Below are 22,101 nucleotides of genomic sequence, written 5' to 3' on the forward strand. Positions count from 1 at the left end.
GTGTCGGCGGCGGACAGGGCATGGCAATGGTGATCGAGCGCCTCAGCTGATCCCCGGCTTTTCCGCGATGACAGCCGCCCGGCATCTGCTGGGCGGCTGTCATCGCTTGTCAGTCAGGTGGCGCTCTGACTCCGGCCACGGTCGATGACCGCTTGCCGCCGTTCCGCTACTCGCGACGCTCTGGCCCGGGCATGCGTATCGGCGAAACTCGCACGCTCGGACGCGATCAGGAAATCGCAGGCGAGCGCGAATCGAGTCCCCCGGTGATAGCCGCACCGTTGATCGCGCCGATCACCGGCTTCGACAGAGGTCGCCACGGATACTCAACGGGGACTTCCTGTTCCGAGACCAGCACAGCATTTCCCCCGGTCCCACCCAGCTCACGCAGGTCCAAACCCGCACAGAAAGCGGGATCCGTTCCGGTCAGGATGACGACATCGACCTCATCGTCCGAGTCCGCCCGGGCCAGAGCGTCGCGCGTCGCGCGTCGCGGCGATCAACTCCGAACTGAGAGCGTTGCGCACGCGGGGACGATTGAGCGTCAGTATCCGAACTCGTCGCCGGTCCTCTTCGAGCAGGACCGCTGAGCTTTGTCCGTCACTCAATGAGGCAGCGCTCCCTTCGCGAAACTCCCCAACTGCCGAATCAACTCTCGCGCAGCATCGTCCTCGCGCTGAACTGCGGCTCGCGCTTCTTCCACCCAGCCTTGGCGCAGAAGCTTTTTCGCGGCCAGCACGGCCGGTCCGACATTGCCGGCTATCTGCGCGGCGGATTCCTGCGCGCGAGCCTGTAGCTGATCGACCGGAACCGCAGCGACTGCAATGCCGATCTCGGCAGCTTCCACGCCACTCACCCACCGGGCCGTCAACAGAAGTTCCGAAGCACGCTGTGCGCCAATCACCTTCGGCAGCATCCAACTACTTGCTGCCTCGGGTGCGGTTCCGAGTGACGTGAACGGGGCCCGCAACCGAGCGTCCTCGGCGACGTAGACGACGTCGCAGAAAAGCAACATTGTCAGTCCGATTCCGACGGCAGCACCGTGCACCGCGGCGATGAGCGGTTTCGGAAACTCCACCAAAGCCACGATCAGCGGCGCAAACGCGAGCCCGAAATCAGCTGTGTCCGCACCAGGTTCGGAAAGTGCGCGCAGGTCGACGCCACTCGAGAACGCCTTGCCCGCGCCTTCGATGACCACCACCGCGACGGTTGAATCTGCCGCTGCGTCGTCGAGCGCTTTGGTCAGTGCGCGGAACCCTGCCGGGTTGAAGGCGTTGAGTCGAGCGGGGTTGTTGAGCGTCACCGTCCGCACAGATCCGGCATCGGAAACAAGGACGGGTTCAAATGTTGGTGTCGACATGGGTTGTACGTACGCCCTTCACTTCAACGGGAACCAAGCACTTGCTCGGATATTGAAAGGTAACCCGACTACACCGACAAAAGAAGGGCCTCCGCCGAAGCAGAGACCCTTCTTGTAAAGCGAGGAGTTGTATCAGTTCCTGTTGAAGTAGCTCAGCAGGCGCAGGATCTCGACGTACAGCCACACCAGGGTAACGGTAAGGCCGAGAGCGACGCCCCAGGCTGCCTTCTCCGGTGCCTGTGCGCGGATCAACTGATCAGCAGCATCGAAGTCCAGCAGGAAGCTGAAAGCTGCCAGGCCAATGCAGAAGAGGCTGAAAATGATAGCCATCGGGCCGCCGTCACGCAAGATGTTGAAGCTTCCGCCGGAAATGACCGTGGCAAGAAGATTCCCCAGCGACAACACGACAACACCGATCAGGGCACCGATGATCATGCGGGTCAGACGCGGCGTCACACGAATTGCACCGGTCTTGTAGACCACGAGCATTCCGAAGAACACGCCGAACGTGCCGAGAACGGCCTGCCCGATCAAGGTCGAAGCAGATATGCCGCCGGCGGCCTCAATCGGTGCCGTGAACATGAACGACAGCGCACCGAGGAAGAATCCCTCGGCAACGGCATAGGCCAGCACAATTGCCGGGTTGTCCATCTTGCGCCCGAAGGTGGCGACCAGCACCAGAACCAAGCCGACCAGGCCACCGCCGATAACGAACGGCGAGGCAAGATCAGGATTGTTGTTCACCAGGAAGTACGAGATGATCGCCGTCAAAGTCAGCACACCGAGTGTGATGCCAGTCTTGGTAACGACATCGTCGATCGTCATGGCCCGCGATACGGGACCGGTCTGGTAGGGCTCGGCCGGCGCGTACTGCGGCTGACCGAACTGCTGGGTGGCCTGCGCGGCGCCCGCCGTCGCAGATCCGAACGAGGCGTATCCGTTGCCCTCTTGCTTGGGCAGATTGCGGAACACCGGGTTGCTAGTGGTGCGCACCGTGATCATCCCTTCATCGTGGTGACCTGCGACGGGTATGTCGCGGGTTCGCCGGACGGATCCGAGTTTCTCGACACGGTCCGTGTACTTTCAAAAAAGTAAAGCACTCGTAATTTACAACGTCGGAGCAGTCGGTGTGGTTCCCGGCGCGTTTCGGGAATATCAACACTCCCCGATATTTAAGACGCTTTGATCGATTTCATGACGATGAACTTTGCGTTCTTCGCCATAGCCTCACTCGCACCGACGGCAGCCTTCAAGGGTTCGCGGTAACCCAGATGTGCGTTGTGTACGGTCCACAACTCTCCACCTGGACGCAGGACACGGCCCGCTGCCTCGAACAATTTGAGCGCGCCACCGGTATGAACGGCGGCACCGACATGGAACGGCGGGTTCAGGAGAACCAGGTCGACGCTGGCATCGGGAAGGGTGCTCATGGCGTCGTCGCGCAGTCCGCGTACTCGATCGCCCACCCCATTGGCCGACGCGGTTGCCAGCGACGACGCGACCGCTGCCGACGACTGATCCGTGGCGACAACCTGTGCGTCCGCAAACTTCAGAGCGATCGCCGTCGCGAGGATGCCGCTTCCGCAGCCCAGATCCACGATATCGCGGGGCGTGATGGCGATCTTGCCGAGATTTTCGAGCAGCAAGCGGGTTCCGATGTCGAGGCTCGCACCGGCGAACACGGAGCCGTGCGCAACGACGTCGAGGCCGAATTCGTCGAGCCACTCGGTCTTGGGGAACGTGACTGCTACGTCGGACTTCGGCTCGGCAGCCCTGAGGACCCGCGACTTCTGGCGTCCACGTGACGCACTCACCGATGAAAATGATTCGGCGAGAACCTTGTTCATCGCCGGCGTGATGTGTTTGTCGCGTCCGCCTGCGAACACGAGCACCTCTGGGTCGCCGTGGAGAGCAACGAGTTCGCTGATTTCTGCCAGTTCGGCGAGGCTACGCGGCAACTGCATCAGGACGACGCGAGCACCGCGAAGCAGATCCGCGTCGAGACCGTGCGAGGTGTAAGCGTCGGCGAAGCCGAGTTCGCGGGCATTGTTCGCCAATGCCAGTTCTCCGGTGAGCGGATCCTGATGAACCCGCACACCGGACTGGCCGGCCACGACTGCAACGCCGGCGGTGAGTGCGCCGTAGTGATCGCCGATAACAACCACGGTTCCGGACGGTGCCGCAGCGAGGGCATCGGCGGCCTCGTCGAGAATCAGCCGATCAGCCGCGTCGACGGCAAACAGATTGGGTGCCTCGATATCGGGAAAGCGGCGAAGTCGATCGAACAGTTCGGGAGTCTCGGACATGTCGACCAGTGTATTGCGGCCGGGCACCCCAATACTCAATTCGTCAACCCTGCAGTGACCAGACGAACAACCTCGATCAGTTGGCAACCCACTGCGTGACATTTTCCACGGCCTCGCGCGTCGTCCGGAATCCGTTCACCGGATGGTCGGTGTCGGGGTAGCCGAAGGAAATTGCACACACAACCTTGCGGGTGTCGTCGATTCCGAAGAACTCGTGGATGAACTTGGAACTACCGGCGAGCGCGGCCTGCGGGATGGTGGCGACGCCCAGGCTCTGCGCAGCCAGGAGGAAGGTGTTGACGTAGAGGCCGCAGTCGACGGCTCCGTACGTTCCCAGAGCCTCATCGGTGGTGATGATAGCGACGTGCGGAGCCCCGAAGAGTTCGAAGTTCTTCATCGTCTGAGCGCCGGATGCCGCACGATCACCCTCGGCGATACCCACGCTCGAGTACAACGCCATCGCGCACTCGAAACGTCGCGCCTTGTAGACGCCTTGGTATTCCCGAGGGAACTCGAAGTCGGATTCCTGCGCGTGGGACATCACGTAGGCGCCGAGACCTTCGCGGAATCGCTGCGTCCCTTCACCTTCGGTGATCGATACCTGCCACGGCTGAGTGTTGCACCACGAAGGCGCCTTCTGCGCGAGTCGCAGAATCTCGTCGATGACGTCGCGAGGGACCTGACGATCTTCGTAGGCGCGGCAACTGATCCGCGCGTCAAGTAGTGCTTCCAGACTCGACTCTACGATGGTGCTTTCGGTCATGTGTCATCTCCTCGATATCGAAAACGTGTGTCGGTCAAGACGGCGTGACGGTGCGGAATGCCGACACCAATTCCCCGAATATATCCATCGCTGCATCAGGGTCGGGATCGACCGCTGCCAGCGCAACCAGCACGTCTGTCGCACCCGATTCCACCAGTTGCTCGGCGCCGAGCATGGTGGCCGGCAGATCGATGGATCCGTCGGATGCGCGCACGACGGTCAGACGCCCGCGAATCTGCAGGTCGGAGGGGTCCCGTCCGAGGTCAACCATCGCCTTGCGGATGACGTCGCCGCCCTCGCGTAGATCGTCGTTGCCGGCACCCATGATCGGAATCCAGCCATCACCCCACGTCGCGACACGTCGTACAACGGCCTTGGACAAAGACCCTGACACCCAGATCGGGATTCCTACAGCCGGCCGGGGCGCGCAGTACACGTCGTCGAACGTCAGTCGCGGCGTATCAACGCTCGCGGGTGCGGAGGTCCACAGTGCGCGGCATACGACCAGCGCGTCGTCGAGTAGCGGTCCACGTTTGCCGAAATCCATGCCGACGGCCTCGTATTCACGTTCCTGCCAACCGGTCCCGACTCCGAGATCGAACCGGCCACCCGAAAGCAGGTCGAGCGTGGCCGCAGTCTTGGCCAGCACCGCTCCCCCACGCAGTGCTGCAATCACGATGCCGGTGCCCAGACGAATCGTCTTAGTTTGTCCGGCAACAAAAGCCAGCACCGTCAGCGGTTCGAGCCAGTTCGCGTCGGGTTCTGTGGGAAACGCCGACCAGGTGTACGCCGAGTTGTCCGAGCCCATCACGACGTGATCGGTGACAAGTACCCGGTCGAAGCCCGTTGCTTCCGCGCTTTGGCATACCTGCACCAGCTTGCCGTAGGAATCCGAAGCCAGAGTAGTACCGAAGTTCGGAACATTGAGACTCAAAGTTGTCATGTGTCAAGCCTTTCGTGGGCGGTTGGTCCAACCGCCCTCTTCTCTGGGAAACCAGCCACCCGCGGCATGGGAGCCGCCGTCGACGTGGATGACCGTGCCAGTGATGTACCGGGAGAGATCGGACGCAAGAAACAGTGCCGGTCCGGCTATGTCTTCGGGTTGACCCGGGCCGCCGAGCGGCGCCCACTGCGGCCATTTCGACCAGTCGTCGTCGGAGACGATCTTTCGGTACGGCACCTGCACCGATTCGATGAGGTCAGGGGCAATTGCGTTGACCCGCACTCCGGTTCGACCGACCTCGACACCCAGGCTCCTGGTGAACTGCGTCAGTGCGGCCTTGTATGCCGAATACACGCTGTGGCCCGGGATCGCTCGATGCGCCTCCACCGTCGTCAGGTTCACGATCGATCCGCCCGAGCCACGTTCAATCATGCCCGGCAACAGGGAATGCGTCAGACGCAGAACATGATCGAAGTTGATGTTGCCCATCTCGGACCAGAATTGGGGCGTCGTGGCAACAAATTGCTGCGGCGGCGCGAGAAAGTGACCGACATTGTTCACCAGAATATCCGGTTCGAAGTCGATCATCTCGTGCGGTACTACAGGTTCCCGGACGTCGTAGCACAGGCTCGTCACCGAACCGCCTGCTGCGGTGTCGAATTGGAGACCTTCTACCGGATCTGTATCGACGTCGACAACCAGAACATCAGCACCGTGTGACGCATAGGCGCGTGCAATCGCAGCCCCGATGGCGTGTGCGCCACCCGTGACCACCGCTTTCTTGCCTACCAACATCGGTCCTGGAGAGTACACAGAACTGTCCACCGCAAGCATCCTTCCGCACATCGATCAAAGCCTTGACTGCGAGCACCATTACATATCTCGAGGCCGAGGACTCTCGACGTTCTCACTCAGCGGCAGACCCAGATCTATTTTTTCGCGCGACGCGATGAATGCGGGAATTTCCGACGCCGGCATGGGCCGCCCTTCGAGGAAACCCTGAATCACCCGGCACCCACACGCGGCCACAACGGCTCGTTGCCGCTCGGTCTCCACTCCCTCGGCGACGGTTTCCAACCCCATCGACTCCGCGATATCGACGATGGCCCGAAACACTGCACTTCTCGAATCGCCGGAGTCGACATCCAACTGATCGACGAAGGTACGGTCGATCTTCAGCCGATCGAGCGGCAGGATGGAAAGACTCGCGACCGATGAGAACCCAGTACCGAAATCGTCCATGGCAATACCGACACCCAACGCGGCGATACGCACCAAAACCTCGCGTTCCGCGTCGTCGATGACCAACGACTCGGTCACTTCGATCTCGAGCCGCTCCGCCGGCAAACCGGTTTCACGTAGTGCCTCACGAACCGAATCCACGTATCCCACCGAACGTAGCTGCACCTGAGAGACATTCACCGCGATGCGCATGTTCTCGGACCAGGTAGCAGCTTCAGCACACGCAACACGCAACACCTGCGCACCGATAGGCACGATAAGGCCGGTCTCCTCGGCAACCGAGACAAAATCAGTCGGTCCAACCAGCCCGGAAACCGGGTGATTCCACCGCAACAATGCCTCGAACCCCACAACCTCACCGGAAATCGCCAACACTTGCGGCTGGTATGCCAGTTCGAACTCGTTGTTCTGCAATGCCATCCGAAGATCAAGTAGTGCTCGCGCCCTCCCCTGGGCACGCTCACGCAAAGTCGAGTCGAACGGTCGAATCTGATTCCGGCCACTGCTCTTGGCGTGATAGAGCGCAAGGTCCGCGACAACCACCAGATCATCGAGGCTGTCCGCGTCACCGGGGAGCGAGCCGTACCCCAGGCTCACACGAACCCGAATCGATTTCCCGTCGAACAGAAATGGGACGTCAATGGCGTCGATAATCTCCTGGAACCGTTCATTGACCTCGGATTCGTCCTCGATGTCACAGAACGCCACGGCGAACTCGTCGCCTCCGAGTCGCGCACACATTTCGCTCGGACGCAGCACTCCGATCAGTCGAGCGGCTACGTCACGCAAAACGTTGTCGCCGACGCTGTGGCCCCAGCGGTCGTTGATCGATTTGAAGTTGTCGAGATCGAGCATGCCCAACCAGACACGCGCCCCGTCGTTGATCATCGACGACAATCGCGCGGTAAATGCGTACCGATTGCGCAGACCGGTGATCGAGTCCACTTCCGCTAGTTCCAGGATGTACTCCCGCTGGCGGTGGGCGCGGGTTATATCCGAACCGACACCGCGCCAGCCGTCGTCGGAGGGCTCGCCGGTACTGCTGTGTGTGTCGTTTTTGCGGTGTCCCGAGATCGACCAGCGACGAAATCTGCCACCCACCCAGACGTCGAGTTCGACATCTCGAAATTCGTCATTGTGCTCGAAACATTCGTCAAGCAAGCGCAACGCGAGACGACCCGACTCAGAGCGGTTCGCACCGATGCCGTCCAGGATGTCGAGCATCGTCCGGCCACGAATCTCCGAGACCGGGAGGGCGAGGCGTTCCGCAAAACGGTGCGAGACCGTGCCCAGGACCCCGTCTCGGTCGGTTTCCCACAACCAGTCCTGGGCACCGTCCTCGAGATCATTGAGGAGCAATTCCACGAGATCACGCTGATCCTCAGCATTGAGTTCGGCGCGCAGCCTCCGCTCGAAGACGTTGGCTAACACCAAAGTTCCGCCGGACAGAGACACTGCGTAGCCGGTGAGGATCCCGATCAGGACCCACCGCTCCGAACCCGGTTCGGTCGAGAAACCCCATCCCACACCGACACTGACCAACACGATCCAGATGATCGTCACGCCGCGGTACATGACTATCGGAAAGATCCCAACGGCAATGCCGCCCAACAAGGTCGCCGTCACTGTCAACTCGTCGCCGGCTCCGAGAGTCGGATAGAGCACTATTGCCGACCAGGCCAGAAGCAGTCCCCACACGATCACCTGAATTGCCAGCACGACCAGATCGACAATCGATCGGTCAGGATCGCGAGTCCGGGCACGTGTGGACCAGAAAATGCTCAGTGCGATGTTCGATCCGAGAGTGAGTGCAGCCCACGTCCATCGAAACCACCCGGTTTCGACAGGCATGAAGACAACGATGATGCTCAGTGCGCTCGCTGCGACGAGAAATGTCCAAGGTTGGACGCGCGCAGAGTATTGCAATCGTCGTTGAACGAGTCGGCGTTCTTCGTAGTTCGATGCGTAGTCACCCGTCCACATCGGATCGATCAGGCGTAGCAAGACATTGACTGCCCGACGCCGAATCCCGCCGGACTCAGGCATATATCACCGAGAAGATCCGCGTCAGATCTTCGAGCACCATCGCGTCACCGGCAACGCGACCCTGCACCGTTCGAACCCCCATATCTGCGGCGGCCGAGAGTTCTTCGTCGCTGTCCACACCCAACATCACCGCTTCCATCCCCAGCGAATCGACCAGGGTGACGACGGCGGCAAGGATCGGCCACTGCCCCCGAACAGCTCCCGAGAACGACCGATCGACGCGGACGCGGGTGAAGGGTAGATCCGATAATGAAGCCAGCGTGGAGAATCCGGTTCCGAATTCGTCGACGGTCAGTGAAGCGCCGAGACTCGCTGCTCCACGGATTCCGGCCTTCGCTCGATCAGAGATCGCCGACGATTCGGTGAGCTGTAACTCCACACGACGAGGCGGTATGCCCCACCGGTCGAGTGCTGCTGCGAGATTGTCGATAAACGAATCCGATTCGAGTTCACGCGCGGACAGTGTGATTGCAACTCGAATGTCATCGGGTATTCGCGACGCGGCACCACACGCCATCTCGAACACCGTTGCACCGAGAACTGATGCCAAACCTGCGTCCTCGGCGATCCCCATGAATTCCGCGGCCGGTACCGTCCCCAGCCTGGGATTCCGCCACGTTGCCTCGCACTCGACTGCGACTATCGCATGCGTGGCCACATCGCGTTGGGGCAGAAATCTCAGTTCGATGTCGCTGGCAGAAACGCCGTTTCCGATGTCTTCCAGAAGGTTTGCGCGTCTGGCGGCCACCAGCTGCATCGAATGCCGGTATTGGAGGATTGTTCCGCGTCCCGATTCTTTTGCCGCGTACAGTGCCAGATCCGCAGCAACCATCATGTCGTCGATGGACAAACGCTCGTCGTCCGAAAAGTGAAAGCCGATGCTGCACCCGATTTCCAGCCTGGTTCCCGATACCGAAATCGGGTCACGCAGTGAATCTGCGTAAGACTGAAGCAGAGTGCGCACGCTCTCGTGATCGTCGATATCGCGGAACAGGATTGCGAACTCGTCGCCGCCGAGTCGAGCACACAGTTGCGATTCGTCTGCGACAGCGGACAACCTGGTGCCCACCTCCATCAGCACCTCGTCGCCGATCGAGTGTCCCAGCGTGTCATTCACCGATTTGAAGTTGTCCAGGTCGAGTACGGCGACAGCAAGCCGATGTCGGCTCTGCCGAGATTCGCTAATGCTGCGCTCGAGTTCCGTCCAGAAGGTGTGGCGATTGGGCATGCCGGTCAGTGCGTCGACCTTCCCCATCCGAACGATCTCGTCGCTCTGCGCCTTCACCCCCGTGACGTCCGAGCCGACGCCTCGCCACATCAGTTCGTCGGGTGCAAGCCCCGGCGTCGGCCTGCCCGACAACTTCCACCACCGCATGTCTGCGTTCACACGCACCGGGATCACGATGTCGGCAAACGCACCCTTCGACTGACGCGCCCGCTCGATTTCCGACAACGCGTCGATTCCACCGGCCAACTCGACAGTTCCGAGTTCCGTGAAGAGTTCCTGCCAGGACAAACCCAGCAGCGAGTCAGGATCCAGCCCACCACCCATCGCGAGCTTTGTGGGTATCCGCGAAAACTTGCCCTTTCGATCGGTCTCCCACACGAAGTCTCCGGCATTCCCCTCGAAATCGTCGAGCAGCATCTGTGCAACAGCGCCCTGCGCTGCTGCACTTCTTTCTGCCAGGTAGCGTGCTTCGAGATTTCCCGATACCACGACCGCGCCGCCGATCAACGCGCACCCGTACGCCGCCAAGCTGACCAGAATGCGCCCGAATTCCGGGCCTGGCTGCAGCCAGAACGCGACTCCGAGAACCACCGTGCTCGCCAGTACCCAGGTGACTCCCAACGAACGCAGCATCGCCGTCGCAAGTGTGCCTGCGCCGATTATCGCCGCCAGCGTCGCGGTCAACACGAGGTCCCCGACCTCGTCGAGAATCGGGTACAAGAGGATCGCAAGAACCGAATACAAGAGGCCGACAGCAGCAAACTCGATGATCAAGAAGCGATATCCGAGTCGGTCGGACGCCACGATCGTTCCTCGTTTGATCGCGAACCCCACGTACGCACCGACCAGGCCGACAGTGCCGGCGACGATAGGCCAGGCTCTCGCCAGAAATCCGCCGTCACTCGGAATGACGTAGATCGACAATCCGATCACGGCCAGCAGATGCACCACTGCAGCCCACGGAAGGACGCTGAAGCTGACGGCAATCTGCCGGCTCCGGACATCACGTCGTTGCGCAGCTGTCAGTGCACGTGACTGACCGAGTAGTTGCGATCGTGGTTCGAATAGCATCGAGCCCCCTCGCTCCTTGGACTAATGTCACTACGGATTGCGTCGTTTTGTACGTTTTGAGCAATTATCTCGTAACTATGCGGTAACTCATTAAAGCAAACGTCCAAGTACTTTTTCGCAATACATACGCAGACGGTACGGTCCTACAGCAAACATTTGACTTCTTTCCCGCAACATCGAGGCGCGACGGTCCGGGTTACGCGCTCAGCGGTATCGGCGTCTCACCTGTCACCAAAACCGGACATCAGTAACAATGGGTCCTGATCGCTCATCACATCGACAGAGATTTCAGCCAGACCGCACGCCCCGTTCCACGATCGAACTTTCCCGGTTCAGACAAGGACAACAACGATGGCTATCGACTACACCCGACGACCCGGGGAGTCCACGCCCTCCCAGGCTTCGGTCAATCTGAGCAAAATCACCCTCACCAAGGCTGCGCCCACCGTCAACCTCGCCAAGGCCGGCGAACGCCAAGGAAACTTGCGCGTGAACTTGAACTGGTCACAAGGAGCAGCGCCCAAGAAGCAAGGCTTCCTGGCCAAACTCGCAGGCGGAGGATCCGGTGCCGTCGACCTCGACCTCGGCTGCCTCTACGAACTCGCCGACGGCTCCAAAGGGGTCGTCCAGGCGCTGGGCAACAGTTTCGGTGCGTTGAACAGCGCACCATTCATCCAGTTGGACGGTGACGACCGCAGTGGCTCGAACACCGGCGGCGAAAACATGCACGTCAACCTCGCTGACCCCAGCGTTTTCCGACGGATCCTCATCTTCGCGATGATCTACGACGGCGCCCCCAACTGGGCTGCAGTCGACGGCGTCGTCACCCTGTACCCGACCAGTGGACCCGAAGTGGAGGTGCGACTCGATTCGGCCAGCAATCAAGCCCGCATCTGCGCGATCGCGCTCATCCAAAGTTCCGGTCAAGGAGTGAGCGTGACACGCGAGGTGCAGTACATCGACGGCAGCCAGTCCGATCTCGACCGTGCCTACAGTTGGGGCATGAAATGGGCTGCGGGACGCAAATAGTCGCGCAGCCTTCACCTCCGGTTTCAGCCACATCCAACTCGGGTACAACGAGCCGAGAAGCAGTTCTTCCCAACACTTTCACACAGCAGAACTGGTGATCCGGATGTGGGCGAAGCGAACGGACACGGCGCTGATTATCATCGTCGCCGTAGTCCTCGGGGTCATGGTGTGGGTTTCGAGTTCCCACGTCATCGCTTCCATCGGCGTGGCGGTCGCGACGGCCGCAACCTGTTGGATCGCAGGGGGATTCATCCACGGATTCCGCTCGCCGAAATGACGGGAAACACGCCGATTCATGAAAATTGAAGTGAGGCAGGACGTCTGGCGAAAAAACAAGGACATTCGTCCCAGCGCGTTGTCGTACACCGAATTTCGATCCTGTTCTCCAGTTCGACCATCACCACCGGCGACTACGAATGGGACAGCATCTTCACGTACTTCGTCCACTTCCTCGTAGCCTGCAGATTCCGAAATCAGATCGTCGACGCCACCGAACGGGGCAGCTTTGCCGCTCTCGCCCTCACGTCAGGTGCCTGTGTGGCGGTGTCAGTGCTCGCGTGCGTGCGTCGGGATCCACCGAGTCACCGAAAAAGTACCCGGCCTGTACACGCTCCCCGTATCCCGACACTGCAGAAGTCGGCCTAGCTGCCCGTAGCGTCGTTGCACACAACTCGACTAGAGGTGGTTGATCCAGCCAAATCGGCGAGGGTTGCGTGCATCCACGAACACGATGGCAGCATGCTCCTGCAACGGTGCCCCCAGTCGGACTTGAACCGACACTTTACGGATTTTAAGTCCGTTGCCTCTGCCAATTGGGCTATGGGGGCTTCCCTGTTGTTAACGGCTACCGACAACAACAGGCATCACACTATCGTGCGTGTGAAAGCATCGCGATCAGACCCACCGATCATGATGCCCATCAACATCATTGAGCGTCATTCGAGAGGGATCGACATCGCGATACCGTCGAGAATATCGTGCTCACTGACGACAAGTTCCGTGATCCCGGCCTTCTCCGCGAATGCTCGCGCCAAAACCGTGGTGACGATGGCTCCGCCGCCGATAACATCGACGCGACCGGGATGCATGGGTCCGAACTTTGCACGCTCGACACGAGGCATTGCGGTGAGCCGGTCACACAGGTCCGTCAATTTCTCGAACGAGATTCGCGACAGGTGCACTTTGTCGGCGTCGTAATCCGGCAGGTCCTGCGCGATTGCCGAGAGCGTGGTCATGGTTCCGGCGACGCCCACCAAGGTGCGAGCCTTTTCGATGGGCACTGCGGCAAATGCTTCGGCCAGCTTCGCCGAAGCGAATTCTGTTGCCTCAGCGACTTGTTCCACGCTTGGCGGATCGGAATGCAGGCACCGTTCGGTAATCCGCACACAGCCGATGTCGGTGGAGTACGCGGCAACGACGCCAGCAGAATCACCGAGAACCAACTCGGTGGATCCGCCGCCGAGGTCGACGACCACAAACGGTCCCTCGGATGGATCCAGTTCTCCCACAGCACCACTGAACGACAAACGTGCTTCTTCGTCGCCCGTGATGACCTCGGCACCGGAGCCGGGAATAACGCTGCCCAGCACGTCGCGAGTCATCGAGAAGAAATCGTCGCGGTTGGAAGCATCGCGAGTGGCGGAGGTAGCAACCATCCGGACGGCACTTGCTCCCGCGTCGGCGATCATGCCCGCGTATTCGACCAACGCGACGCGAGTGCGTTCGATGGCTTCGGGCGCCAAAGACCCTGTTGCGTCTACGCCTTGACCGAGTCGAACAACCCGCATCTCGCGCCGGACGTCGACCAATCGACCATCAGTGCCGACGTCCGCGATCAGCAGACGAATGGAGTTGGTGCCGCAGTCGACGGCAGCGACGCGTCGAGTCACTTCTCGGGGACTCACTTCTCCGGATCAACCGCGGCGTCGATGCCCGGCCAGTCGGCGGGAATAGCGGTGCCACGGAGCTTGCCGTGCCCGGCCAGGGCAACGGACTCGTCGCCGAGCGGGTTGACACCCGGACCCTTCGCGAGCGAATGCGCCATGAGGACATGCAGACACTTGACACGGTCCGGCATTCCGCCGCCGGCAAAGTCGGTACCGAGGGATTCGATGGCGTCGCGCTCGGCGAGATACGACTCGTAGGCCCGGCGGTAGGCCGTGGCAAGCTCAGGGTCCTGCGTCAGACGCTCGGACATCTCACGCATCACACCGGCAGATTCCTGGCGGCTGGCCTCAGCGGTCAGACGAGGATCCGTGAGGTAGTAGAGCGTCGGAAACGGTGTTCCGTCAGGAAGTTTGGGAGCCGTCTTGACTACACCGGGGGTGCCGTCGGGACTGCGGTAAGCAATCTCGAGCACTCCGCGCGGTTCGCGGCCCAACTGAGCTGCGACGGCATCAAGATCCGCCTGCGCGACGTTGGGGGAATTTTCGGACTGATTGCTCACCCGGTGGGTACTCCTTGTTCTTCTGGCTGCTGCGTCGGGGTAGCCGACGCAGGCGCCGGTTTTGGCTTTGTCTCGGGCACCACTGGCGGTTCCGAAATCGTTTGCCACAGATCGCGATACCACGGACCTGTCAGCGGGGTCTCTTTGACTTTCTTCTTCTCGGGTTCCTTGTAGTCACCGGGAAGTTGAACTTGAAACGGTGTTTCACCAGGCTTGACGTACCGAAGACGTTCCCGCGCAAGAGCTTCGATGTACGCAGGGTCATCGAAGCGTGCATTCTGCGCCCGCAGTGCGTCGACCTCTTCCTGGAGGACGCGTCGCTCGGCAGCGATCTGTGCGGCGTCGGAACGTTGAGAGATGTAGGTGCGCAACGGCACTGCCAACGTCAACGCCAACATCAGTACGACCATCGCGAGAACGACTGCACGCGAAGTCGAGAGCCCGAAAACGGTGTTGTCGGAATGGGGCAGTCTCGACCAGAACCTGCCCGAGGACGCCGTTGCCGTGTTGTCGGTAGCTTCCGCATCGGCACCACGGACGCGTCGCGCACTGGTGGATCTGCCGCGGCGAGCACCCTCGCCGCGCCCGGAACCACGACCCCCCGGACTTCCGCCGGGGGATCGTGGTTTACCGCGCTGTGCAGACACTACCGATACTTAAATTGTTGTCAGGCCTCGAATGCGAAGCGCGGGAATGCGACCTCGCCGGCGTAACGAGCGGCATCACCGAGGTTCTCTTCGATGCGCAGCAACTGGTTGTACTTGGCGACGCGCTCGCTGCGAGCGGGTGCGCCGGTCTTGATCTGGCCACTGCCGACGGCAACTGCGAGGTCCGCGATAGTGGTGTCCTCGGTCTCGCCGGACCGGTGGCTCATCATCGTCTTGTAGCCGTTGCGGTGTGCAAGATCGACGGCGTCGAGGGTCTCGGTGAGGGTGCCGATCTGGTTGACCTTGACCAACAATGCGTTGGCCGCGCCCTTGACGATGCCCTCTTCGAGGCGCTCGGGGTTGGTGACGAACAGGTCGTCACCGACAAGCTGAACCTTGTTGCCGATCTGGTCGGTGAGGGAAACCCAGCCGTCCCAGTCGTCTTCGTCCAGCGGATCTTCGATGGACACGAGCGGGTACGCGTCGATGAGCTCTGCGTAGAACGCGGACATCTCGGCGGCCGTGCGGTTCTTGCCTTCGAACTTGTAGCCGGTGCCGTCCGTGTAGAACTCGGTGGCAGCAACATCGAGTGCGAGTGCGACGTCGACGCCCAGTTTGAGGCCGGTCCTCTCGACAGCGATCGTGATGAGGTCGAGAGCTTCCTTGGTACCTGCGACGTCAGGTGCAAATCCACCTTCGTCACCGAGACCCGTGGAGAGACCCTTCTCCTTCAGAACAGACTTGAGGGAGTGGTAGACCTCGGTGCCCCAGCGAAGGGATTCCTTGAAGCTCGGTGCGCCGATGGGAGCAACCATGAACTCCTGGACGTCCACGCCGGTGTCGGCATGTGCGCCACCGTTGAGGATGTTCATCATCGGGACGGGCAGAACGTGGGCATTGGGGCCACCGACGTAACGGAACAGCTCCAGGCCCGAGGACTCGGCTGCGGCGCGGGCAACGGCCAGCGAAGCGCCGAGGAGCGCGTTGGCGCCCAGACGAGACTTGTCCGGGGTGCCGTCTGCGTCGAGCAGCGCCTGGTCGACAGTGCGCTGTTCGGTGGCATCGATGCCGATGATCGCGGGCGCGATCTCGCCGAGGACTGCCTCGACTGCCTTTTCGACGCCCTTTCCGCCGTAGCGAGCGCCACCGTCGCGCAACTCGACGGCTTCGTGCTCACCGGTGGACGCGCCGGAGGGCACTGCCGCCCGCGCGAAACTTCCGTCGTCGAGCAGAACCTCAACTTCGACCGTGGGGTTGCCACGGGAATCGAGGATCTCGCGAGCTCCGACCTGCTCAATACTGGCCACTGTGTGGTTCTCCTTCGATGGGCTTCGCATTGGGGCACGCTGTGCGTGGCCTCCGTAGTGCCAGCACACAGCCTAACCGCAGCGGCCGACGGCTTCTTGATCGACGCGTAGACATCGGCCCGACCTGCGGTCATTCGATTCAGTCGGGTCGTGTTCCCACCGAGTACGCCGACGCTCGGTCACGGACCAAGGCCAGGTAGTCACCTGACAGGTTGTAGGCCATGAGCGCCTGTTGCCACCCGGCGGCGGTCGTCAGGTCTCCCCCACGCGCGCACAGATACCGGGCCGCAGTGAGGGCTGCGTCGTCAATGTTGTCCGGGTCGATTCTCCCGTCACCGTTGGCATCGACGCCCCACTTCAGCCAAGTTTCGGGGATGAATTGCATGGGCCCCATAGCCCGGTCGTGTACCGGATCACCGTCCATCGTGCCGCCGTCGGTGTCTGCGATTTCGGCTACGCCAGGTCCGCCGTCGAGCGGGATTCCGCGAATGGCCGGCGCGACCTGTCCCAACACGGAGACTTTCGAACCGCCATACGTTCCGTGGCGACTTTCGACGCTTCCGATCCCGGCGAGGGTGGTCCACCCGATCCCGCAACTCGGCAACGTTTCCGTCATGACAGTTGCCGCGTAGCCATAGGCCTCGAGAGCTGTTCTGCCGATTCCGACGTCACCACTCAAATCTGCTGCCCACTCGGCAAGCTGATCAGCACTGCGACCGGGTGCGTTGATGTCAATCGGCGGCGTCGGCGCCCCCACTCCGGGCGGGATTCCTTCCGGAATCACGATCTTCGGCTCATCCGATCCACAGGCTGCGGCGCCCACCCCTACAAGGATTGTTCCTGCAGCTAGCGCGGCGACAACGCGCACGAAGCGCCGCGGTCTCGAGGACTTGGCGGGGTTTGGGTGCACCTCCCCATCATCCATGCGACCCGAAAGTTGGACCGCACTTGATGGTAAAGAAATGCAAAAGTCCTGGTGGGGGAGCAAAGCCTGCAAAAAACGTGGAGTATCTTCGTCTGAGTTAAGGCTGCCCTAGCCTAAATCGTGCATCTCAGTCGTCCAGTCAGGAGTCCCCGTGTCAGTGTCGGTACTCGCTGCGGCCAGCACCCCCTCGGTTGCCACACAGCTTTTCGGCAGTGGTCTGATCGGGCTCCGCGAAGGCCTCGAAGCCGGCATCGTCGTCATGATCCTGGCCGCCTATCTGGTCAAGGCACAGCGCAAAGACGCGTTGAAATGGGTGTGGCTCGGTGTTCTCGCGGCTGTCGTCATGGTGGCGATCATCTTCTTTGCGATCCATTACGGAACCTCGACCGTCGACGGACTGACCGCCGAGATCATCGCCGGAATCGCGTCGCTCATTGCCGTGGTCATCGTGACCGCGATGGTCCTGTGGATGCGAACCGCCGCCAAGAACATCTCCGGTGAACTGAAAGCAGGCATGGAGAAGGCACTCGTCGCCGGACCTGTCGCGATCTTGACCCTCGCGTTCTTCGCCGTCGGCCGCGAAGGCGTCGAGACGGCTCTCCTGATGGTGGGTTACGCCGAGAACACCGCCGGCAGCTCCTGGCCGCTCATCGGACTGCTGCTCGGAATTCTTGTGGCCGCCGTCCTGACCGTTGCCCTGTACTTCGGGGCCCTCCGACTCAATCTCACGACGTTCTTCCGCTACACCGCAATCTTCCTCATCGTCGTAGCTGCCGGAATCCTTTCGTACGGTGTTCGCGCGCTGCAGACCGGAAACGTTCTTCCCGGCGTCGACAACTTCGCGTTCAACCTCACCGGGTATGACCCGTCTACCTGGTACGGCACGGTCCTGGCCGGCATCTTCAATTTCCGTCCCGACCCGACGGTTCTGCAAGCGTCGGCTTGGGTGATCTATCTCGTCGTTGTACTCACTCTCTTCTTACGTCCGCAATCGTCACCGGCGCCCGCCGCTGCGGCGACTATCTCTGCTTCCGAAACACATGAATCCTGAGAGGCATTTCTCCGATGCGTAAATCCACCCTCGCGCTCATGGCGGCTACGGCACTTCCCTTTTCGCTTGTGGCGTGCACCGAGAAGTCGACGGCGAGCGACGGCGACGTCATCGTCACTGCCACGGACGACTCGTGCGACATCAGTGCCACCACCGGCACAACGGGTAAGACCACCTTCCAGGTAACGAACAACGGCTCGAAGGTCACCGAGTTCTACGTCTTCGCCGAGGGCGACCGAGCGATGGGTGAAGTCGAGAACATCGGCCCCGGCCTGCAGCGTCAACTGATCGTCACACTCCCCGAAGCTGCGACGTACCAGCTTGCCTGCAAGCCCGGCATGGTCGGAACCGGTATCCGCCAGGACTTCGTCGTCACCGGCGATTCTCAGGCAGCCACCGACGAAAATGGTCAGCTCGCCGAAGCCGCCGACGGTTACCGCCGATACATCCGCAGCCAGATCGTGGCACTGCAGGACACCACCGCTCAGTTCGTCGCCGCGATCCAGGCCGGCAACATCGAGCAGGCCAAGGCCTTGTTCCCGATTGCTCGCACCTATTACGAGCGCATCGAACCTGAGGCTGAGAGCTTCGGCGAGCTCGATCCCAAGCTCGATCTGCGTGAGGCCGATCTCGAGCCGGGTCAGGTGTGGACCGGATTCCACCGGCTCGAAAAGGACTTGTGGGTCACCGGAATTCAGCCCGATACCAACGCGGTCGCAGATCAGCTGAAGGTAGATATCGCGTACCTGGCAGATCAGGTGAACGCCGCGGACTACTCGATCGATCCCACCAAGATCGCGGGCGACGCCCAGGGACTGCTCGACGAGATCTCGACATCCAAGATCAGCGGCGAGGAAGACATCTTCTCGCACACCGATCTCTGGGATTTCCAGGCCAATGTCGACGGTTCCCAGGCCGCGATCGCCGCACTGAACCCCATCCTGCAGGAACGGAATCCGGAACTCGCCCAACGAATTTCGGATCGTTTTGCCGATCTAGACGCGACGCTCGCGCAGTTCCGCGTCGGCGACGGCTTCGTGTTCTACGACACCGTCACCGAGGCTCAGCGCCAGGAACTCTCACGCAAGATCGATGCGCTCTCCGCCGAGGTCAGCCAGGTTCAGGAAGTAGTTGCAGGACAGTAATATGGCCGAATCATCCGAAGGTTCATCTGTTCCGGAAAGACCAGCACCACAAGGTCTTTCACGTCGCCGACTGTTCGGCGCAGTAGGCGCCGGTGCCGTACTGGCCGGCGCAGGTGCCGTCGTCGGCCGAGCCACTGCCGACAGCGGCAGCTCTGCCGATCACGGCGATGTAGTCGCGTTTCGCGGCGACCATCAGGCCGGCATCTCGACGCCGGCGCAGGATCGCATGCACTTCGTGGCATTCGACGTGACAACAAAGTCTCGCGACGAATTGATCGCGCTGCTGCAGACCTGGACTGCGATGGCAGAACGGATGACCAAGGGTGAAGAAGCAACCGAGGACGGCGCAACCGGCGACGGTCCGTACGCACCGCCGAGTGACACCGGCGAAGCCCTCGACCTCGCGCCTTCGCAACTGACCCTGACCATCGGGTTCGGACCGTCACTCTTCGACGACCGCTTCGGGCTGGCCGGCAAGAAACCCGCTGCGCTGCTGGATCTTCCGCATTTCCGCGCCGACAACCTCGACCCGAATCGCAGCGGCGGCGATATCGCAATTCAGGCGTGTGCCAATGATCCGCAGGTAGCCGTCCACGCGATCCGCAACCTAGCCCGCGTCGCTTTCGGCACGGCATCGGTGAAGTGGTCACAACTCGGCTTCGGCCGTACGTCGTCAACGTCGACGGCTCAGGCAACTCCACGAAACCTCTTCGGGTTCAAGGACGGAACTGCAAATATCAAGGCCGAGGACCCCGAAGTACTGAATGAGCACGTCTGGGTTGACGCTGCCGACGATCAAGAATGGATGGCCGGCGGGTCATTCCTCGTCGCCCGCCGTATTCGAATGCTGATCGAGCAGTGGGACCGCGCCGTACTCAAAGAGCAGGAAGCCGTCATCGGGCGCGACAAGCGCAGCGGAGCGCCTCTCGGGGGAAAAGACGAGTTCGACGAACTCGATCTCGATTCCAAGGTCGGACACGACTTCGTCATTCCCGCTGATTCGCACGTCCGCCTTGCCTCCGCCCAGGAGTTGGGTGGAATCCAAATCCTGAGGCGCGGATACAATTTCACGGAAGGGTCCGACGGATTCGGCCACCTCGATGCCGGATTGTTCTTTGTGGCCTATTGTCGCAATCCCGTCGAACAGTTTGTTCCGATGCAGCAAAACCTTTCGCGGCACGACGCTTTGAACGAATACATCCAGCACGTCGGTTCAGCTGTCTTTGCCTGCCCCGGTGGACTTTCGAATGGAAGTTACTGGGGTTCCACACTGTTCACGTAGGTAGCCGCTTCGACGCCCGTCCACGTCGAGATCTCGGCATGAAACCGCCCCACAGAGTACTTGTCGTAATTGTTCGATCGAGTAGTATTCACGCTGTCGATATTCAGGATGCACTCCGCAATCGACTCCCACCGGTCGTCGTGAAAATGCAGTCCGTCGACGCCTTGCACAACTGTTTCCGACGCACCCCCAACACTATTGGTGATCAATCGCGCACCGGCGGCCATCGCCTCCACCGGCATGATCCCGAAGTCTTCGATCGGCGGAAATACGTAGGCCAGCGCCTGCTGATACAGCGCGAACAGCATCGAGTCCGAGGGCCGATGAAGAATCCGAACGGGCACGGACGCCGCCGACGCCATTGCGCGCAGTCGCTTTTCCTCCGGCCCCGACCCCGCAACCACGGCCGCGATGCCGGCCTTCTCCGCAGCCTTGATCACCCAGTCGAGTCGCTTGTACGGAATGAACCTCGAAGCGCCGAGAACAAACGGCGAAGGTAAACTGGAGAGTAACTGCGACTCTTCCTGCGTCAACCTTGAACGCCAGTCATCAACCCCGGCGATTCGAACAACATCGACCGGCGGATAAATGACCTTCGACTGCACGCCCCAAGCACGCACTATACGGCTACTGACAAACTCACTGTTGGCCGCGAAGGACGCACCCTCGGATGCCCGCTTGCGATCGATCCCCCGCAAGAACGGAGAGGCCAGCCTCGCCGGCAGCGAATTTCCTCGCTCGTCGAGTTCCGGGTTCCACACGTACCGAGCCGGCGTGTGAACGTAGACAAACTTACGAAGTTCGGCCGATCCTCGGGCGAATGTTGCATGATGCGCGAACAAATGTGAACTGATCAGGGCAAAATCGTAGTCACGATTCTCGAGTCCGCGCCACGTGAACGGCATCGCCGGGATCGCCAGCGCTTTTCTCCCCCTCAGCGGCGTCCTGGCCAGCACACTTTCACGAACAATCGCGGCTGGGTACCGGTCCGGCGCATCGTTCCAGAGACAGTACAAATCCGCATCCGGGTAGCAATGAACGAACTCGTCGAGCACCTTCTCAGCTCCGCCTGAACGCTCGATCCATTCATGGACGAGTACACCTGCCATATCGGACTCCCGTATGCCCTTTGGGCTAGATCAGATACCTATTGACGGAAAGGATGCCATCAAACAAACCAATGGTATGTTTGACAGCAACATACAGGCAACTTCAATCAGCTAGCTCATCCCGGCTCAAATCGGGGTCTGCACGGACATCAGTTCACGGCACTGTCCGCACGCCGGCACTGTCCGCACGCCGGCACTGTCCGC

The 22,101-nt window shown here is 61.0% G+C and carries 19 protein-coding genes, 1 tRNA gene and 1 pseudogene; 4 read left to right on the forward strand and 17 right to left on the reverse strand.

Going from position 1 to position 22,101, the window contains the following annotated elements; genetic code table 11:
• Positions 1-185: 185 nt before the first annotated feature.
• The 9 genes and pseudogenes from QM600_RS17720 to QM600_RS17760 all read right to left on the reverse strand — a co-directional run.
• Positions 186-605, reverse strand: a pseudogene (locus tag QM600_RS17720) (enoyl-CoA hydratase-related protein); the annotation flags it as partial.
• Positions 602-1,357, reverse strand: coding sequence for an enoyl-CoA hydratase/isomerase family protein (locus QM600_RS17725; RefSeq protein WP_283262803.1), 756 nt, complete (start codon positions 1,355-1,357; stop codon positions 602-604). The pseudogene QM600_RS17720 and the gene QM600_RS17725, both read right to left, overlap by 4 nt.
• Positions 1,358-1,489: 132 nt before the next feature.
• A complete protein-coding gene (locus QM600_RS17730) occupies positions 1,490-2,350 on the reverse strand; it encodes a Bax inhibitor-1/YccA family protein (protein ID WP_283262804.1) in 861 nt (286 codons plus the stop codon).
• A gap of 179 nt (positions 2,351-2,529) precedes the next feature.
• Positions 2,530-3,663, reverse strand: coding sequence for a class I SAM-dependent methyltransferase (locus QM600_RS17735; protein ID WP_283262806.1), 1,134 nt, complete (start codon positions 3,661-3,663; stop codon positions 2,530-2,532).
• 76 nt (positions 3,664-3,739) lie between these two features.
• Complete coding sequence (locus QM600_RS17740; RefSeq protein ID WP_283262808.1) at positions 3,740-4,426, reverse strand: nitroreductase; 687 nt, start codon at positions 4,424-4,426, stop codon at positions 3,740-3,742.
• Positions 4,427-4,460: 34 nt separating this feature from the next.
• Positions 4,461-5,369: a TIGR03619 family F420-dependent LLM class oxidoreductase gene (locus tag QM600_RS17745; protein ID WP_283262809.1), complete on the reverse strand. Its 909-nt coding sequence runs from the start codon at positions 5,367-5,369 to the stop codon at positions 4,461-4,463.
• 3 nt (positions 5,370-5,372) lie between these two features.
• Positions 5,373-6,203 carry an SDR family NAD(P)-dependent oxidoreductase gene (locus tag QM600_RS17750; RefSeq protein WP_283262842.1) on the reverse strand — a complete coding sequence of 277 codons (831 nt, stop codon included), beginning with the start codon at positions 6,201-6,203 and terminating at the stop codon, positions 5,373-5,375.
• 39 nt (positions 6,204-6,242) lie between these two features.
• Positions 6,243-8,657 (reverse strand): putative bifunctional diguanylate cyclase/phosphodiesterase, encoded by a 2,415-nt coding sequence (locus QM600_RS17755; RefSeq protein ID WP_283262810.1) that lies wholly within the window; start codon positions 8,655-8,657, stop codon positions 6,243-6,245.
• The gene (locus QM600_RS17760; RefSeq protein WP_283262811.1) at positions 8,650-10,956 is read right to left on the reverse strand and encodes a putative bifunctional diguanylate cyclase/phosphodiesterase; all 2,307 of its coding nucleotides are present in this window, start codon (positions 10,954-10,956) and stop codon (positions 8,650-8,652) included. Before QM600_RS17760 ends, QM600_RS17755 begins: the two co-directional genes overlap by 8 nt.
• 351 nt (positions 10,957-11,307) lie before the next feature.
• Between QM600_RS17760 and QM600_RS17765 the strand changes: the two genes are divergently transcribed.
• Complete coding sequence (locus QM600_RS17765) at positions 11,308-11,985, forward strand: TerD family protein (protein WP_283262813.1); 678 nt, start codon at positions 11,308-11,310, stop codon at positions 11,983-11,985.
• A gap of 78 nt (positions 11,986-12,063) precedes the next feature.
• Here QM600_RS17765 and QM600_RS17770 read toward each other — a convergent pair whose 3' ends face one another.
• The 7 genes from QM600_RS17770 to QM600_RS17800 all read right to left on the reverse strand — a co-directional run bounded on the left by QM600_RS17770 (position 12,064) and on the right by QM600_RS17800 (position 17,310).
• On the reverse strand, positions 12,064-12,237 hold the full coding sequence (locus tag QM600_RS17770) for a hypothetical protein (RefSeq protein WP_283262814.1): 174 nt from the start codon (positions 12,235-12,237) through the stop codon (positions 12,064-12,066).
• Positions 12,238-12,738: 501 nt separating this feature from the next.
• Positions 12,739-12,812 (reverse strand) — tRNA-Leu (locus tag QM600_RS17775).
• A gap of 108 nt (positions 12,813-12,920) precedes the next feature.
• Positions 12,921-13,874 (reverse strand): Ppx/GppA phosphatase family protein, encoded by a 954-nt coding sequence (locus QM600_RS17780; protein ID WP_283262843.1) that lies wholly within the window; start codon positions 13,872-13,874, stop codon positions 12,921-12,923.
• Between the two features lie 11 nt (positions 13,875-13,885).
• Positions 13,886-14,431, reverse strand: coding sequence for a DUF501 domain-containing protein (locus QM600_RS17785; protein WP_283262816.1), 546 nt, complete (start codon positions 14,429-14,431; stop codon positions 13,886-13,888).
• Positions 14,428-15,078: an FtsB family cell division protein gene (locus tag QM600_RS17790; RefSeq protein ID WP_283262817.1), complete on the reverse strand. Its 651-nt coding sequence runs from the start codon at positions 15,076-15,078 to the stop codon at positions 14,428-14,430. Before QM600_RS17790 ends, QM600_RS17785 begins: the two co-directional genes overlap by 4 nt.
• A 20-nt stretch (positions 15,079-15,098) precedes the next feature.
• Positions 15,099-16,385 (reverse strand): phosphopyruvate hydratase, encoded by a 1,287-nt coding sequence (eno, locus tag QM600_RS17795; RefSeq protein ID WP_283262818.1) that lies wholly within the window; start codon positions 16,383-16,385, stop codon positions 15,099-15,101.
• A 139-nt stretch (positions 16,386-16,524) separates the two neighbouring features.
• Complete coding sequence (locus QM600_RS17800) at positions 16,525-17,310, reverse strand: lytic transglycosylase domain-containing protein (RefSeq protein WP_283262819.1); 786 nt, start codon at positions 17,308-17,310, stop codon at positions 16,525-16,527.
• Between the two features lie 157 nt (positions 17,311-17,467).
• Here QM600_RS17800 and efeU point away from each other — a divergent pair, with 157 nt between their 5' ends.
• The 3 genes from efeU to efeB are packed head-to-tail and all read left to right on the forward strand — an operon-like array spanning position 17,468 to position 20,788.
• Positions 17,468-18,361 (forward strand): iron uptake transporter permease EfeU, encoded by an 894-nt coding sequence (efeU, locus tag QM600_RS17805; protein ID WP_283262844.1) that lies wholly within the window; start codon positions 17,468-17,470, stop codon positions 18,359-18,361.
• Positions 18,362-18,375: 14 nt separating this feature from the next.
• On the forward strand, positions 18,376-19,506 hold the full coding sequence (gene efeO / locus QM600_RS17810) for an iron uptake system protein EfeO (protein ID WP_283262820.1): 1,131 nt from the start codon (positions 18,376-18,378) through the stop codon (positions 19,504-19,506).
• A gap of 1 nt (position 19,507) precedes the next feature.
• Positions 19,508-20,788 carry an iron uptake transporter deferrochelatase/peroxidase subunit gene (efeB, locus tag QM600_RS17815; protein WP_283262821.1) on the forward strand — a complete coding sequence of 427 codons (1,281 nt, stop codon included), beginning with the start codon at positions 19,508-19,510 and terminating at the stop codon, positions 20,786-20,788.
• On the opposite strand, the gene QM600_RS17820 is transcribed toward efeB, so the two are convergent.
• Positions 20,761-21,897: a glycosyltransferase gene (locus QM600_RS17820; RefSeq protein WP_283262822.1), complete on the reverse strand. Its 1,137-nt coding sequence runs from the start codon at positions 21,895-21,897 to the stop codon at positions 20,761-20,763. The two genes, efeB and QM600_RS17820, sit on opposite strands and share 28 nt — an antisense overlap.
• Positions 21,898-22,101 lie beyond the last annotated feature (204 nt).

Origin of the sequence: Rhodococcus sp. IEGM 1379 (genome assembly GCF_030056815.1) — a bacterium.
Lineage (GTDB): Bacteria > Actinomycetota > Actinomycetes > Mycobacteriales > Mycobacteriaceae > Rhodococcus_F.

Excerpts from the sequence above, each read along its gene's own strand:
- QM600_RS17725 (WP_283262803.1), bottom strand. The coding sequence starts at position 1,357 with ATGTCGACACCAACATTTGAACCCGTCCTTGTTTCCGATGCCGGATCT.
- QM600_RS17735 (WP_283262806.1), bottom strand. The coding sequence starts at position 3,663 with ATGTCCGAGACTCCCGAACTGTTCGATCGACTTCGCCGCTTTCCCGAT.
- QM600_RS17740 (WP_283262808.1), bottom strand. The coding sequence starts at position 4,426 with ATGACCGAAAGCACCATCGTAGAGTCGAGTCTGGAAGCACTACTTGAC.
- QM600_RS17745 (WP_283262809.1), bottom strand. The coding sequence starts at position 5,369 with ATGACAACTTTGAGTCTCAATGTTCCGAACTTCGGTACTACTCTGGCT.
- QM600_RS17750 (WP_283262842.1), bottom strand. The coding sequence starts at position 6,203 with ATGCTTGCGGTGGACAGTTCTGTGTACTCTCCAGGACCGATGTTGGTA.
- QM600_RS17755 (WP_283262810.1), bottom strand. The coding sequence starts at position 8,657 with ATGCCTGAGTCCGGCGGGATTCGGCGTCGGGCAGTCAATGTCTTGCTA.
- QM600_RS17760 (WP_283262811.1), bottom strand. The coding sequence starts at position 10,956 with ATGCTATTCGAACCACGATCGCAACTACTCGGTCAGTCACGTGCACTG.
- QM600_RS17765 (WP_283262813.1), top strand. The coding sequence starts at position 11,308 with ATGGCTATCGACTACACCCGACGACCCGGGGAGTCCACGCCCTCCCAG.
- QM600_RS17770 (WP_283262814.1), bottom strand. The coding sequence starts at position 12,237 with ATGAATCCCCCTGCGATCCAACAGGTTGCGGCCGTCGCGACCGCCACG.
- QM600_RS17800 (WP_283262819.1), bottom strand. The coding sequence starts at position 17,310 with ATGGATGATGGGGAGGTGCACCCAAACCCCGCCAAGTCCTCGAGACCG.
- efeO (WP_283262820.1), top strand. The coding sequence starts at position 18,376 with ATGCGTAAATCCACCCTCGCGCTCATGGCGGCTACGGCACTTCCCTTT.
- efeB (WP_283262821.1), top strand. The coding sequence starts at position 19,508 with ATGGCCGAATCATCCGAAGGTTCATCTGTTCCGGAAAGACCAGCACCA.
- QM600_RS17820 (WP_283262822.1), bottom strand. The coding sequence starts at position 21,897 with ATGGCAGGTGTACTCGTCCATGAATGGATCGAGCGTTCAGGCGGAGCT.